The organism is Pseudomonas sp. S2_H10, assembly GCF_054668285.1.
Genome location: NZ_CP162754.1, coordinates 1893217 through 1906400 on the forward strand (window position 1 = coordinate 1893217; position 13184 = coordinate 1906400).

Genomic DNA, 13184 nt, shown 5'->3' on the forward strand with positions numbered 1-13184 from the left:
AATCCCCGAACCTGTCGGGGATTTTTCATGTTCGATCAATCAGCTCGAGAGCGGATCAATCTTCGCGGTAGCGACGCAGCTTCAACTGCTTGCCGGCAACGCGAGTGTCCTTCAGCTTGGTCAGCAACTTCTCGAGACCGTCTTCCGGCAGCTCGACGAGGCTGAAGCTGTCACGCACCTGGATGCGACCGATCGCTTCACGGGCCAGACCACCTTCGTTGAGGATGGCGCCCAGCAGGTTCTTGGCAGCGATACCGTCACGCGCGCCCAGCGCGGTACGGCAACGTGCACGGCCTTCGCCCAGTGGCATCGGAGCACGACGCTCGCGGTCACCACGCTCAGGACGATCACCGGAACGCTCTGGACGATCGCCACGCGGTGCGTTGTTCGGCACCAGTGGACGCTCTTTCTCGATAGCGGCCAGGTTCAGCGCTTGACCGTTGGTTGCCTTGCGCAGCAGGGCTGCGGCCAGGGCACGCGGGCTGCAACCGATGTCGGCGGTCAGGCGATCGAGCAGATCACCGTGAGTCGATTCGGCCTCGGCCACCAGCGGCGACAGGCTGTTGGTCAGTTTCTTGATGCGCGCATCCAGAACGGCTTGAGCGTCCGGCAGGCGAACTTCAGCAACTTTCTGACCGGTTACACGCTCGATCACTTGCAGCATGCGGCGCTCACGCGGAGTCACCAGCAGCAGTGCACGACCTTCGCGACCGGCACGGCCGGTACGGCCGATACGGTGAACGTAGGACTCTGGGTCGTACGGCATGTCAACGTTGAATACGTGAGTGATGCGCGGAACGTCCAGGCCACGAGCAGCAACGTCGGTCGCCACAACGATGTCCAGACGGCCATCCTTGAGGGAGTCGATCACGCGCTCACGCTGGTTCTGGGCGATGTCACCGTTCAGCGCAGCGGCTTTGTAGCCTTTGGCTTCCAGGGCACTGGCCAGGTCCAGGGTCGCTTGCTTGGTGCGCACGAACATGATCAGGGCGTCGAAATCTTCCACTTCCAGCAAGCTGAGAACGGCCGAAGTCTTCTGGTCAGCGTGAACCAGCAGGTGAGCCTGCTCGATCGCGGTAACGGTCTGGGTCTTGGTCTGGATCTTCACGTGTTGCGGATCGCGCAGGTGGCGTTCGGCAATGGCACGGATCGACTGCGGCAAGGTGGCCGAGAACAATACGGTCTGACGGGTTGCAGGCAGAGCCTTGAAGATAACTTCCAGGTCGTCCATGAAGCCCAGTTTGAGCATTTCGTCAGCTTCGTCGAGAACCAGGTGGTTCACGGTCGCCAGTACTTTTTCGTCACGACGCAGGTGGTCGCACAGACGGCCCGGAGTGGCGACAACGATCTGTGCGCCATTACGGATTGCTTTCAATTGTGGGCCCATCGGCGCGCCGCCGTAGACAGCCACAACAGTTACGCCCGGCATTTGCTTGGCGTAGGTTTCGAAAGCGGTTGCAACTTGTAGCGCCAACTCACGAGTTGGGGCCAGGATCAGGGCTTGCGGCTCGCGCTTTGCAGGATCGATGCGATGCAGGATCGGCAGGGCGAACGCAGCGGTTTTACCCGTACCGGTTTGCGCCTGACCAATCATGTCGTGACCGGCCATGATGATCGGGATCGATTGCTGCTGAATAGCCGATGGCTCTTCGTAGCCAGTCGCGGTGACGGCTGCAAGAATATTCGGATTAAGATTAAAAGCGGCGAAGCCGCCGGTTTCCTGGGTCATGGGTCTGCCTCTAAGTGCATCCGCAAAGACCCATGCTCCAAAGCTGCGCGTGCCGTGTTGAGACTCAAGAGTCGCCCTGGCAGCTTTGTCGGCGGGGATTTGCGAAAACGAATGAATGAAAAGAATCGTCAAGGGAGAGTCCGCAGTACGGACATGCAGCCGAAGCTGACTTCGGGGAATTGCTCTACCTAAACGCGGCCCGGCTAAAGGCCGGCGCGCACTATACCGGAATTCGCCCAAAAAGGGAGCTTTTTTTATCGGAAATCCACCGGATACACCGTTGTGTCACAGGCTTTGCGAATAATCGGTCAGCCGTCTATTTTTCAAAGGCCCGGCTTGGCGGGTGACGGCGCTAAAACGGTTCACCCTTTGCCGTGCAGACCGCAGGTCCCGCACGCCTTTCCCACCCCGAGGATCGCTCCATGAGTCAGCCCAGTTCCAGTCGAGTCAGCCGCGAACGGCGTGGTCATGTGTTCCTGATCGGCCTGGATCGGGTAACCAAGCGCAACGCCTTCGATCTCGACCTGCTCAACGCCTTGAGCCTGGCCTATGGCGAGTTCGAAGCCGACAGCGAAGCGCGGGTGGCGGTGGTGTTCGCGCATGGCGAGCACTTTACCGCCGGGCTCGACCTGGTCAATGCCAGCGTCACACTCGCCGAAGGCTGGCAGGTCCCTCCTGGCGGCTGTGATCCGTGGGGGGTGTTCGCCGGTCCCGGGGTCAGCAAACCGGTGATCGTCGCCGCCCAGGGATATTGCCTGACCATCGGCATCGAGCTGATGCTGGCCGCCGACATCAACCTGTGCGCCAGCAACACCCGGTTCGCGCAGATGGAAGTGCAACGCGGGATCTTCCCGTTCGGCGGCGCCACCCTGCGCCTGCATCAGGTCGCCGGCTGGGGCAACGCCATGCGCTGGTTGTTGACCGGTGATGAGTTCGACGCCCGCGACGCCTTGCACCTGGGGCTGGTGCAGGAGGTCATGGCCAGCGAGGACTTGCTGCCCCGGGCGGTTGAACTGGCAGAACGAATCGCCCGCCAGGCCCCGCTTGGGGTACAGGCGACACTGATGTCCGCGCGACAGGCTCGCTATGAAGGAGAAACCGCAGCGGCACAGGCGTTGCCGCTGCTGGTCAAGAAATTGATGGCCAGCGAGGATGTCAAGGAAGGTGTGCGGTCGATGGTGGAGCGGCGGCCGGGGGTCTTCAAAGGGCTTTAGCCCTGCATTGCCCGTTAGAAAGCCATCGCGGGCAAGCCCGCTCCCACAGGGTCTTGTGGACACCGAAGATCCACTGTGGGAGCGGGCTTGCCCGCGAAGGGGCCCGTCCAGACGATCAATTAATCAGGTAGCCGGACGAATGCACTTGATCAACGAATCCAGCGAATACCCCAACCGCGGCGCCAGCGCTTCGGCGCGGGTGATCAGCCCGTCCATGTCCAGATCCTGATCCAGCTCCGACGGCACGATCAGGATCACGTTGCCCTCCTTCACCGGCAGTTCCCAGTAATGTCGGTGATACAACCCGCGCAACAAGGCGGCACCCAGGGGTTTGCCATCGTCGGTAGCCCACTGATTGATGACCAGCCAGCCCCCAGGATTCAATCGCTTCTGGCAGTTTTCCAGGAAACTCCAGGCCAGATGCCCGACACCCGGGCCGACATCGGTATAAAGGTCGACGAAAATCAGGTCGGCCGATTCCGCGGTATCCAGCAACTCCAGCGCATCGCCAACGCGGATGTACAGGCGCGGATCGTCATCCAGCCCAAGGTATTCGATGGCCAGGCGCGGCACGTCCGGGCGCAGTTCGATGGCTTCGACATCTTCCAGCGGCAGGAACTTGAGGCAGGCCTGGGTCAGCGTCCCGGCGCCGAGGCCGAGAAACAGTGCGCTGTCCGGTTGTTCATGGCACAGCGCACCGATCAGCATCGCCCGGGTGTAGTCGTATTCGAGCCAGCTCGGATCGGCCGTGAACACGCAGCTTTGCTCGATGGCATCACCGAACTCGAGAAAACGGTAATCGGCCACTTCCAGCACACGAATCACGCCGAACTCGTCCTGCACCTCGGCGAGCAGATGCTCGACGCGCTCCTCAGTCATTTCATCTCCTGATCGTCACCGGGGCCGGCAACGCAATAACACCGCGTGTAGAGAGCGGCAAAGGCGAGATTGTCGACGAAGCGACGGGAACAGGTCACGCACTAATTTGCTGATAACATGGACGTCCGAGCGAAAACACTAGAGACCGTGATGAGCCAACCCTGGAGCCCTGACAGCTGGCGCGCCCTGCCGATCCAGCAACAACCCCGATACCCCGACGCCGCGCATTTGCAGCAGGTCGAACAGACCCTGGCCAGCTATCCGCCGCTGGTGTTTGCCGGCGAAGCCCGGGAGTTGCGCCGTCAGTTCGCCGAGGTGACCCAGGGCCGTGCGTTTCTGTTGCAGGGTGGCGACTGCGCCGAAAGCTTCGCAGAGTTCTCCGCGGCGAAAATCCGCGACACCTTCAAGGTGTTGCTGCAGATGGCCATCGTGATGACGTTTGCCGCCGGCTGCCCGGTGGTCAAGGTCGGGCGCATGGCCGGGCAGTTCGCCAAGCCGCGCTCGGCCAACGACGAAACAATCGATGGCGTGACCCTGCCCGCCTACCGTGGCGATATCGTCAACGGCATCGGTTTCGACGAAAAAAGCCGCGTGCCGGACCCGGAACGCCTGCTGCAGTCCTATCACCAGTCCACCGCCACCCTGAACCTGTTGCGCGCGTTCGCCCAGGGCGGTTTTGCCGACCTGCATCAGGTGCACAAGTGGAACCTGGACTTCATTGCCAACTCGGCGCTGGCGGAAAAATACAGCCACCTGGCCGACCGCATCGATGAAACCCTGGCGTTCATGCGCGCTTGTGGCATGGACACTTCGCCACAACTGCGCGAGACCAGCTTCTTCACCGCCCACGAAGCACTGCTGCTGAACTACGAAGAAGCGTTCGTGCGTCGCGACAGCCTGACCAACGATTACTACGACTGCTCGGCGCACATGCTGTGGATCGGCGACCGCACCCGCCAGTTGGACGGTGCCCACGTCGAATTCCTGCGCGGGGTGAACAACCCGATCGGGGTCAAGGTCGGCCCGAGCATGAACCCCGACGACCTGATTCGCCTGATCGATGTGCTCAACCCGGACAACGACCCGGGCCGCCTGAACCTGATTGCGCGAATGGGCGCGAACAAGGTCGGCGATCACTTGCCGCAGCTGATCCGTGCCGTCCAGCGTGAAGGCAAGCAGGTGCTGTGGAGCTCCGACCCGATGCACGGCAACACCATCAAGGCCAGCAGCGGCTACAAGACACGCGACTTCGCGCAGATCCTTGGCGAGGTGAAACAGTTCTTCCAGGTGCACGAAGCCGAAGGCAGTTATGCCGGTGGTATTCACATCGAAATGACCGGGCAGAACGTGACCGAGTGCATCGGCGGTGCACGGCCGATTACCGAGGACGGTTTGTCGGACCGCTACCACACCCATTGCGACCCGCGGATGAATGCCGATCAGTCGCTGGAGCTGGCGTTTTTGATTGCCGAGACACTGAAGCAGGTTCGACGCTAAATCCCGTCGCCGCCATCGCGAGCAAGCTCGCTCCCACATTGACCGCGTCGCTCACAGATTTTGTGTGCGGCGCGGATCCTGTGGGAGCGAGCTTGCTCGCGATGGCGTCAGATCAAACACCACCAATTTGTGTGAATGCCACCCGCAACCGCGCCGCACTCGCCCGCGGGCAATTCAACTGAACCTGCGCCAACCCCAGCCAATCCGCCATCTGCCGCAGATTGACCGCCAACGCCAGCATCCCCTCCTCATCCAGCCCCGTTTCCTCTTCATGCACCGCATGCACTGCCAAACGTCCGGCGGCCCGCTCGGCACGCAGATCGACCCGTGCGGCAATCCGTTCGTTGTGCAGGAAGGGCAGCACGTAATAGCCATAAACGCGCTTGTCCTGCGGCGTGTAGATCTCCAGCCGATAGCGGAAATCAAACAGTCGCTCAGTCCGGTTGCGCTCCCAGATCAACGAATCGAACGGCGAAAGCAATGCACTGGCCGCGACTTTGCGTGGCACTTTTGGCTCGGGCAGACAATAGGCCGGTTGTCGCCAGCCCTGGACTTCGCAAGTGAGCAATTCTCCGGCCTCGACCAGTTCAGCCAGTCGCGGACGGCTATCGGCGGGGTTCAAACGGAAATAGTCACGCAAGTCCTTCTCCGTACCGACACCCAGGGCCGCTGCCGCATGCCGCAACAGGCCACGCTGGGCATCGCCTTCACTCAGGACGGGGTGCGCGAGTACAGCCGAGGGAATCACCCGCTCCGGCAGATCGTAGAGCCTTTCGAATCCGCGCCGTCCAGCAACGGTCACTTCACCGGCAGCGAACAACCATTCCAGCGCATGCTTCTCCGCGCTCCAGTCCCACCAAGGCCCGGCCCGCTCCTTTCGGGTCGACAGGCTCCCGGCGCCCAATGCGCCCTGCTGCTCGACCGACGCCAGCACCCGACGAATAGTGTCTTGCTGTTCACGCCCAAAACGCGCCAATTGCTGATAGATGTCTTCGCCACGGCTCGCACGCTGCATCCGCCAACGCATCAAGGGATACATGGAAAGAGGCAGCAACGAGGCTTCATGGCCCCAATATTCAAAGAGTGTTCGGCGACGGCCCTGACTCCAGGCAGCCTGGTCGAGCAAATCGGCAGAATAGTTGCCAAGGCGGGAAAACAGCGGAAGGTAGTGCGAACGCACCAAAGCATTGACCGAGTCGATCTGCAAGATACCCAGGCGCTCGATCAAGCGGTTGATCCCGGCAGGCTTGATCGCAACTGGCGGCTGACGCCCGGTAAAACCTTGGGCAGTCAGCGCCAGGCGCCTGGCCTGTTTCATGGAAAAGCTCAGGGAAGCAATCATTCAATGGCTCATCGGCAAGGCTCTCGCCACCATAGCGGCAGGCGCGAAAAACGCCAAGGCCGACGCGTCAGCGCTTGAGCGGATCATCCCAGAATGGCCGCGATGCCTCCCGTACCACATCGGCCCGACTCAAGCCGATATCGCGCAGACGCTCATCACTCAGACGCACCAGTTCCACGCGCTCGTTGCTCAGTTGATGCCAACGCCGCAGTTTCACGACCACGTTGGTTAGCGGTTTCCTGAACGTTCTCAGTGCAACGCCCACTGCCTGTAACGTAACGCTTCCTGCAATGTTTTTTCGTTCCATCACTGCATACCTCGAAATTGAGGACGCAATCTTCGATGGGTCCGGGAAAACGCTCCAGTCAGGGTCTATGACGATCTGTTGCGGGCCGGTGCCGACCCCTTTAGCCCGGGCTTTTGCCAGGATAACGGGGTCGTGACCGGAGATTTCAACAATCCGCCGGACTTACTTTCCGCGCCCCATCGGATCCTGCCAGAAGTGCAGTTCAGCTTCGTGTGCAACGTCCGCGCGACTGAGTCCGATGTCCTTCAGCGCCTCATCACTCATGCCCGCCAGCATTTCGCGTTCACGGTGCAGTTCGTACCAGCGATTGATTTTGTGCAGCAGGTCCGATACCAGGTGGATGGAGTGTTTTTCAACTTCGACAAAACCTTTTTGACCTTTCATCTTGTTGCCCTCCGTTTGGATGGCCCCAGTCTCGCGCCAGGTCTAAGATCAATCCAACGAATGTTTCTGATGTCACACATCTCGGAGATTGATGGATGTCCGCCTACCCGAGTATCGATACCGAAGTGCTGCGTACCTTCGTCGCGATCGCCGACCAGGGTGGCTTTACCCGTGCAGGTGAATTGGTCAACCGCACTCAGTCCGCCGTCAGCATGCAGATGAAGCGACTGGAAGAAGATGTACTGCAGCGCCAGTTGTTCCAACGCGACGGCCGGCAGGTGCGACTGACCGCCGAAGGCCAGATATTGCTGGGCTATGCGCGGCGGATCCTCAAGTTGCACAGCGAGGTCTTCAATACCCTGCGTGAGCCCGACATGGTCGGCACGGTGCGCATCGGTACGCCGGACGATTACGTGATGCGATTCCTCCCGGGGATTCTGCGCCGGTTTGCCCAGACCTACCCGCTGATCCAGATCGAAGTGCACTGCGAATCATCGAAACAGCTGTTGATGCGCCAGGACTTGGACCTGTCCATCGTGACCCGCGAACCGGGCAGCGAAATCGGCCAGTTGTTGCGCAAGGAACGTTTTGTCTGGGCCGAGGCGCAATGCTACAGCGCTCACGAACAGACACCGCTGCCGCTGGCGATGTTCAACAGTGATTGCTTCTGCCGCCTGTGGGCCTGCAATGCCCTCGATGCCCAGGGGCGCGATTACCGGGTGGCGTACAACAGTGACAGCCTGTCGGCGATCATGGCAGTGGTCAGTGCCGGCCTTGCCGTCACCGCGCAGCTGGAAAGCCTGATTACCGCGGACATGCGCGTCCTCGGTGAAGCCGAGGATCTGCCGTTGTTGCCCGAGGCCAGCATCATGCTCGTGCGCAATTTGCATAACCCGTCACCCATCACCGAGTGCCTGGCCGAGCACATCGTTGAAGGCTTCAAACTTTGAAGGCGAGCATCACCGCGCAGAACACCAGGAACCCGCAAAACAGCCCGCGCAACAACCGCTCCGGCAATGCGTGGGCAACCTTCACGCCCCAACTGATGCTCATCAGCCCGCCGACCGCCAAGGGTAGGCCGATCACCCAGCTGACCTGATGGTGCACGGCGTAGGTCACCAGCGTAACCCCGGTACTCGGCAAGGCCAGCGCCAATGACAACCCCTGCGCAACAACCTGGCTGGTGCCGAAAAGACTGGTCAGCACCGGTGTCGCCACCACCGCGCCCCCCACGCCGAACAGCCCGCCCATCGTGCCGGAAGCAGCGCCAAGCACGCCCAGCCAGGGCCATGAGTAGTTCATCTGCGAAGCCGCCGGGGCGTTGGCGGTGAACATGCGCACGAGGTTGTACGCCGACAGTGCGATCAGGAACGCGACAAAGCCTATGCGCATGGTTTGCGCATCAATGCCCACGGCACAGATCGATCCGAGCCAGGCGAAGCAGAATCCCATGATGGCCAACGGTAGCGCGTGGCTCAGCTCGATCCGGTTGCGCTGATGATAGCGCCACAGCGCCAGCATCACGTTCGGCACCACCATCACCAACGCTGTGCCTTGGGCAATCTGCTGGTCGAGCCCGAACAGCACGCCCAGCAGCGGAATGGCAATCAGGCCGCCACCGATTCCAAACAAACCGCCAAGCGTGCCCAGGGCGGCACCAAAGACCAGGTACATCAGAAACTCAATCACGGCCAATTTCTCCTCACTTCATGGAATCGATCCTACGCAGTTGCTTCTGGCGCGGAAACGCACAGCGACGCACAATGGCTGTGCCAACTTCGCATAAGCGTTTACCTGCCATGAACCCCACTCAACTGACCGACCAATTGGCTTTGTTCCTCGATGTACTGGAAACCGGCAGTTTTTCCGCCGCCTCACGCCGTCATCCGTTAACCCCTTCGGCCGTGGCACGGCGGATCGACAGCCTGGAAAACGCGGTCGGCAGCCAATTGTTCATCCGCAGCACTCACGCGGTACGCGCCACCCCGGCGGGATTGGCTTTTGCCGAGCGGGCACGGCGGATCGTCGCCGAGTTGCGCCTGGCCCGGGCCGAGGCGGTGTCCCTGAGCAGCGCCCCGGAAGGCCTGATTCGCATCGATGCACCCGCAGCCTTCGGGCGTCGACACCTGGCACCGGTGATTGCCGATTTCCTCATGCTCTACCCGGGGCTCGACGTCCAATTGCACCTGATCGACAGTTTCGTCGACATGCAGGGCCAGAACCTCGGCAAGGTCGATCTGGTGCTGCGCGCCGGACAATTGGCCGACACCCGACTGGTGGCCACGCCTCTGGCGAGCATGGTGCGTATCGCCTGTGCCAGCCCCGATTATTTGCGCCGCCGCGGCGTGCCGACCGACCCGTCACAGCTGACAGACCATGACGGACTCGATTGGGATGGCCTGGCCCCGCTTTTCGCCTGGCGATTCGAGCGGGATGGACAAATGCAATTGCACCGGCCGACGCGGGTCCGCATGAGCGCCAACAATGCCGAAGCACTGGTATGCGGCGCATTGGCCGGACTGGGAATTGCGCATCTGCCAACCTGGCTGGCCAGCGAATACCTGTTGCGCGGTGAGTTGCTGCCGCTGTTCTGCGACAGCGGCCTGCCGAAAGCGGAAAATACCGGCATCTATGCCTTGCGCCTGGAACAACAACCCAATTCCCGCAGCCGCTTGTTGCTGGAGTACCTGAAAACCCGCTTCAGCCCGGTTCCGCCCTGGGATCTGTTGCTGCAAACCCATTTGCAGCAACACTGATCAGAATTATCTGGCGCATTAAAGATTCGCCCGCTAGATTCTTCAGATCACAGATCAAGGCTTCGACATGACCACCGAGCGCAACACCCCGGATAATTGCGACAACCTGCTGCTGGACAATCAGGCCTGCTTCGCCCTGCATTCCACTTCGCTGATGATGACCAAGGTCTACAAACCCTTGCTGCAAGCGCTGGGCCTGACCTACCCGCAATACCTGGCGATGATGGTTTTGTGGGAACGGGATGGTTTGACCGTAGGGGAAATCAGCACGCGATTGCTGACCGATCCTGGCTCGTTGACGCCGCTGCTCAAGCGCCTGGAAGCCGAAGGCCTGCTGAGCCGTACCCGCAGCCGTGAGGATGAGCGCGTGGTGATTGTCGAACTCACCGAACAGGGCCGGGCCTTGCGCGACAAAGCCCGGGATGTTCCCCAATGCATTCTCGGCGCCAGCGGGATGACCCTGGAGCGCCTGCAAAACCTGCAAGCGGAGCTGCAGGAACTGCGTCGCCATCTGCAAGACAGCCTGTAATTTCAAGGCCAGCACATCCCCCCTGTGGGAGCGAGCCTGCTCGCGAAAGCGGTGGGTCAGTCGACATCTCTGTTGGATGTGCCGGCCTCTTCGCAAGCAGGCTCGCTCCCACATTTGTTTTGCGTGGGACCGAAAAGCCGGGTTCGCCACTTTTTCTTGAAAATCCCCCTCGATAGCTCTAGCTCAACACTTCCAACCAAAACTCCCCGCTGCCTTTTCGTCTATTTCAAATTTCTTTGAGAAATTATCTTGCACACTAAATATTTGCGAGATACATTTATCTCGCACTTACTTAGCGCGCAAACATTTAGCGCAAAATAAACCAACCCTGAACGAGGCTTCCACCATGCAAACTCTCTACACCGCAATCGCAACTTCCACCGGTGGCCGTGACGGTCGTGCGGTTTCCAGCGACAACATCCTCGACGTCAAACTCGCCACCCCGAAAGAACTCGGCGGTGCCGGTGGGGCAGCCACCAACCCCGAGCAACTGTTCGCCGCCGGCTACTCTGCCTGCTTCATCGGCGCGCTGAAATTTGTGGCCAGCCAGACCAAGCGCAGCATCCCGAACGACGCCTCGATCACTGCCCATGTCGGCATCGGCCAGATCCCTGGCGGCTTCGGTCTGGATATCGACCTGCACATCAGCCTGCCAGGTCTTGAACAGGCCGATGCACAAGCGCTGGTCGACGCGGCCCACCAGGTCTGCCCGTACTCCAACGCCACCCGTGGCAACGTCGATGTGCGTCTGCACGTAACCGTCTAAGCGCTGACTCCCCAGGCCCGAACAGGAAACGAACATGAACACTTTCAGCAAAGTCTTGACCGGTACCCTTCTCGCCCTGTCCATCAGCAACGCGTTTGCAGGCACCGGGGTCGAACACAACACCCAGGCATTCCTCGACGCTCTGAACGCCGGTACCGGCAAGCCGATGGAACAAATGACGCCCGCCGAAGCCCGCGCCGTTCTGGTAGGGGCGCAGGCCGGGGTGAAGCTGACGCTGCCAAAAGCCGATGTCAGCCAGAAGACCATTCAAGTCGAAGGCCAACCGATCAGCCTGACCATCGTCCGGCCGGCCGGGGTCAAGGGCGAGCTGCCGGTGTTCATGTTCTTCCACGGCGGTGGCTGGGTGCTGGGCGACTTCCCGACCCACGAGCGGCTGGTGCGTGATCTGGTGACGGGTTCCGGTGCAGCGGCCGTCTTCGTCAACTACACGCCGTCGCCGGAAGCGCACTACCCGGTGGCGATCAACCAGGCTTACGCCGCGACAAAATGGGTGGCCGAGCACGGCAAGGAAATCAACGTCGATGGCCAGCGCCTGGCGGTAGCCGGCAACAGTGTCGGCGGCAACATGGCGGCGGTGGTCGCGCTGATGGCCAAGGACAAGGGCTCACCGGCGATCAAGCTCCAGGTGCTGTTGTGGCCGGTGACTGATGCCAACTTCGAAACCGCGTCCTACAACCAGTTCGCCGAAGGGCACTTCCTCACCAAAAACATGATGAAGTGGTTCTGGGACAACTACACCACCGACGCCAACCAGCGTAACGAGATTTATGCCTCACCCCTGCGGGCAACCACCGCCCAGTTGAAAGGATTGCCTCCAGCGCTGGTGCAGACCGCCGGTGCCGACGTGTTGCGCGACGAAGGCGAAGCCTACGCCCGCAAGCTCGATGAAGCCGGCGTGCCGGTGACCTCGGTTCGCTATAACGGCATGATCCACGACTATGGTTTGCTCAACGTAGTGAGCCAGGTGCCGGCGGTGCGTTCGGCGATGCTTCAGGCCTCGCAGGAGCTCAAGGAACACCTGAAGAAGTAACACTCACCCTGTAGGAGCCCGGCTTGCCGGCGATAGCGGTCTCAAGGACGCCATCGCCGAAAAGCCGGGCTCCTACAGGGCACAAAAAAGCCCGACTCGATGGTCGGGCTTTTTCATTACTCAAGCAGTGCTTATTTGGCACGGCCTTTGTAGGAACCGCCTTCGCGGGTATCGATCTCGATCATGTCGCCGATTTCGATGAAGTCAGCAACCGACAGTTCGGTACCGTTCTTCAGTTTGGCAGGCTTCATCACCTTGCCGGAAGTGTCACCGCGAGCGGAACCTTCGGTGTAGTCAACCTGACGCACGATAGTGGTCGGCAGCTCTACGGAAACCAGACGTTCTTCGAAGAAGATCGCTTCGCAAACGTCGGTCATGCCTTCTTCAACGAAAGGCAGAACACTTTCGATGTCTTCGGCGTTCAGCTCGTACATGGTGTAGTCGGTGGTGTCCATGAACGTGTAGGTGTCGCCGCTGATGAAGGACAGGGTCGCTTCTTTGCGGTCGAGGATTACGTCGTCCAGTTTGTCATCGGCGCTGTAAACGATCTCGGTCTTGTAACCGGTCAGCAGGTTCTTCAGCTTGGTCTTCATGATCGCGCTGTTACGACCGGACTTGGTGAATTCAGCTTTCTGAACCAGCCAAGGATCGTTTTCGAGACGAATCACGGTCCCGGGTTTCAGTTCTTTACCAGTTTTCATTGCGAATATCCGAATTTGGATGGGATTTA

At 60.5% G+C, this 13184-nt stretch carries 14 protein-coding genes; 7 read left to right on the forward strand and 7 right to left on the reverse strand.

What is annotated here, in order from left to right; genetic code table 11:
• Positions 1–55 precede the first annotated feature (55 nt).
• On the reverse strand, positions 56–1729 hold the full coding sequence (locus tag AB4O16_RS08225) for a DEAD/DEAH box helicase (RefSeq protein WP_034150150.1): 1674 nt from the start codon (positions 1727–1729) through the stop codon (positions 56–58).
• A gap of 422 nt (positions 1730–2151) precedes the next feature.
• Here AB4O16_RS08225 and AB4O16_RS08230 point away from each other — a divergent pair, with 422 nt between their 5' ends.
• Complete coding sequence (locus tag AB4O16_RS08230; RefSeq protein WP_460157500.1) at positions 2152–2943, forward strand: crotonase/enoyl-CoA hydratase family protein; 792 nt, start codon at positions 2152–2154, stop codon at positions 2941–2943.
• A 123-nt stretch (positions 2944–3066) separates the two neighbouring features.
• Here the strand turns inward: AB4O16_RS08230 and AB4O16_RS08235 are convergent, their stop codons facing one another.
• Positions 3067–3822 carry a spermidine synthase gene (locus tag AB4O16_RS08235; RefSeq protein WP_160389312.1) on the reverse strand — a complete coding sequence of 252 codons (756 nt, stop codon included), beginning with the start codon at positions 3820–3822 and terminating at the stop codon, positions 3067–3069.
• Positions 3823–3972: 150 nt separating this feature from the next.
• On the opposite strand from AB4O16_RS08235, the gene AB4O16_RS08240 reads away from it, so the two are divergent.
• The gene (locus AB4O16_RS08240; RefSeq protein ID WP_056727104.1) at positions 3973–5319 is read left to right on the forward strand and encodes a class II 3-deoxy-7-phosphoheptulonate synthase; all 1347 of its coding nucleotides are present in this window, start codon (positions 3973–3975) and stop codon (positions 5317–5319) included.
• 112 nt (positions 5320–5431) lie between these two features.
• Here the strand turns inward: AB4O16_RS08240 and AB4O16_RS08245 are convergent, their stop codons facing one another.
• The 3 genes from AB4O16_RS08245 to AB4O16_RS08255 all read right to left on the reverse strand — a co-directional run bounded on the left by AB4O16_RS08245 (position 5432) and on the right by AB4O16_RS08255 (position 7352).
• On the reverse strand, positions 5432–6661 hold the full coding sequence (locus tag AB4O16_RS08245; RefSeq protein WP_460157501.1) for a winged helix-turn-helix domain-containing protein: 1230 nt from the start codon (positions 6659–6661) through the stop codon (positions 5432–5434).
• A gap of 67 nt (positions 6662–6728) precedes the next feature.
• Entirely contained in the window at positions 6729–6968 is a 240-nt protein-coding gene (locus AB4O16_RS08250; protein WP_460157502.1) for a DUF1127 domain-containing protein, read from the reverse strand.
• 162 nt (positions 6969–7130) lie between these two features.
• Complete coding sequence (locus tag AB4O16_RS08255) at positions 7131–7352, reverse strand: DUF1127 domain-containing protein (protein ID WP_150717529.1); 222 nt, start codon at positions 7350–7352, stop codon at positions 7131–7133.
• A gap of 95 nt (positions 7353–7447) precedes the next feature.
• Here AB4O16_RS08255 and AB4O16_RS08260 point away from each other — a divergent pair, with 95 nt between their 5' ends.
• Positions 7448–8302 carry a LysR substrate-binding domain-containing protein gene (locus AB4O16_RS08260; protein WP_460157503.1) on the forward strand — a complete coding sequence of 285 codons (855 nt, stop codon included), beginning with the start codon at positions 7448–7450 and terminating at the stop codon, positions 8300–8302.
• On the opposite strand, the gene AB4O16_RS08265 is transcribed toward AB4O16_RS08260, so the two are convergent.
• Positions 8292–9026, reverse strand: coding sequence for a sulfite exporter TauE/SafE family protein (locus tag AB4O16_RS08265; RefSeq protein ID WP_460158044.1), 735 nt, complete (start codon positions 9024–9026; stop codon positions 8292–8294). The two genes, AB4O16_RS08260 and AB4O16_RS08265, sit on opposite strands and share 11 nt — an antisense overlap.
• A 125-nt stretch (positions 9027–9151) precedes the next feature.
• On the opposite strand from AB4O16_RS08265, the gene AB4O16_RS08270 reads away from it, so the two are divergent.
• From AB4O16_RS08270 to AB4O16_RS08285, 4 genes are all read left to right on the forward strand, one after another.
• On the forward strand, positions 9152–10108 hold the full coding sequence (locus AB4O16_RS08270; RefSeq protein ID WP_460157504.1) for a LysR family transcriptional regulator: 957 nt from the start codon (positions 9152–9154) through the stop codon (positions 10106–10108).
• Positions 10109–10175: 67 nt separating this feature from the next.
• The gene (locus AB4O16_RS08275) at positions 10176–10637 is read left to right on the forward strand and encodes a MarR family winged helix-turn-helix transcriptional regulator (RefSeq protein ID WP_160389306.1); all 462 of its coding nucleotides are present in this window, start codon (positions 10176–10178) and stop codon (positions 10635–10637) included.
• 346 nt (positions 10638–10983) lie between these two features.
• Complete coding sequence (locus AB4O16_RS08280) at positions 10984–11403, forward strand: organic hydroperoxide resistance protein (protein ID WP_046031808.1); 420 nt, start codon at positions 10984–10986, stop codon at positions 11401–11403.
• A gap of 34 nt (positions 11404–11437) precedes the next feature.
• The gene (locus AB4O16_RS08285; RefSeq protein ID WP_460157505.1) at positions 11438–12454 is read left to right on the forward strand and encodes an alpha/beta hydrolase; all 1017 of its coding nucleotides are present in this window, start codon (positions 11438–11440) and stop codon (positions 12452–12454) included.
• A gap of 131 nt (positions 12455–12585) precedes the next feature.
• Here AB4O16_RS08285 and AB4O16_RS08290 read toward each other — a convergent pair whose 3' ends face one another.
• Positions 12586–13155: an elongation factor P gene (locus AB4O16_RS08290; protein WP_160388943.1), complete on the reverse strand. Its 570-nt coding sequence runs from the start codon at positions 13153–13155 to the stop codon at positions 12586–12588.
• Positions 13156–13184: the final 29 nt, after the last annotated feature.

What these genes read in the sequence shown, in the direction of transcription:
- AB4O16_RS08245 (WP_460157501.1), bottom strand. Translation starts at nt 6,661, where the DNA reads ATGATTGCTTCCCTGAGCTTTTCCATGAAACAGGCCAGGCGCCTGGCG.
- AB4O16_RS08255 (WP_150717529.1), bottom strand. Translation starts at nt 7,352, where the DNA reads ATGAAAGGTCAAAAAGGTTTTGTCGAAGTTGAAAAACACTCCATCCAC.
- AB4O16_RS08265 (WP_460158044.1), bottom strand. Translation starts at nt 9,026, where the DNA reads ATGTACCTGGTCTTTGGTGCCGCCCTGGGCACGCTTGGCGGTTTGTTT.
- AB4O16_RS08270 (WP_460157504.1), top strand. Translation starts at nt 9,152, where the DNA reads ATGAACCCCACTCAACTGACCGACCAATTGGCTTTGTTCCTCGATGTA.
- AB4O16_RS08290 (WP_160388943.1), bottom strand. Translation starts at nt 13,155, where the DNA reads ATGAAAACTGGTAAAGAACTGAAACCCGGGACCGTGATTCGTCTCGAA.
- AB4O16_RS08250 (WP_460157502.1), bottom strand. Translation starts at nt 6,968, where the DNA reads ATGGAACGAAAAAACATTGCAGGAAGCGTTACGTTACAGGCAGTGGGC.
- AB4O16_RS08275 (WP_160389306.1), top strand. Translation starts at nt 10,176, where the DNA reads ATGACCACCGAGCGCAACACCCCGGATAATTGCGACAACCTGCTGCTG.
- AB4O16_RS08230 (WP_460157500.1), top strand. Translation starts at nt 2,152, where the DNA reads ATGAGTCAGCCCAGTTCCAGTCGAGTCAGCCGCGAACGGCGTGGTCAT.
- AB4O16_RS08260 (WP_460157503.1), top strand. Translation starts at nt 7,448, where the DNA reads ATGTCCGCCTACCCGAGTATCGATACCGAAGTGCTGCGTACCTTCGTC.
- AB4O16_RS08240 (WP_056727104.1), top strand. Translation starts at nt 3,973, where the DNA reads ATGAGCCAACCCTGGAGCCCTGACAGCTGGCGCGCCCTGCCGATCCAG.
- AB4O16_RS08235 (WP_160389312.1), bottom strand. Translation starts at nt 3,822, where the DNA reads ATGACTGAGGAGCGCGTCGAGCATCTGCTCGCCGAGGTGCAGGACGAG.
- AB4O16_RS08285 (WP_460157505.1), top strand. Translation starts at nt 11,438, where the DNA reads ATGAACACTTTCAGCAAAGTCTTGACCGGTACCCTTCTCGCCCTGTCC.
- AB4O16_RS08225 (WP_034150150.1), bottom strand. Translation starts at nt 1,729, where the DNA reads ATGACCCAGGAAACCGGCGGCTTCGCCGCTTTTAATCTTAATCCGAAT.
- AB4O16_RS08280 (WP_046031808.1), top strand. Translation starts at nt 10,984, where the DNA reads ATGCAAACTCTCTACACCGCAATCGCAACTTCCACCGGTGGCCGTGAC.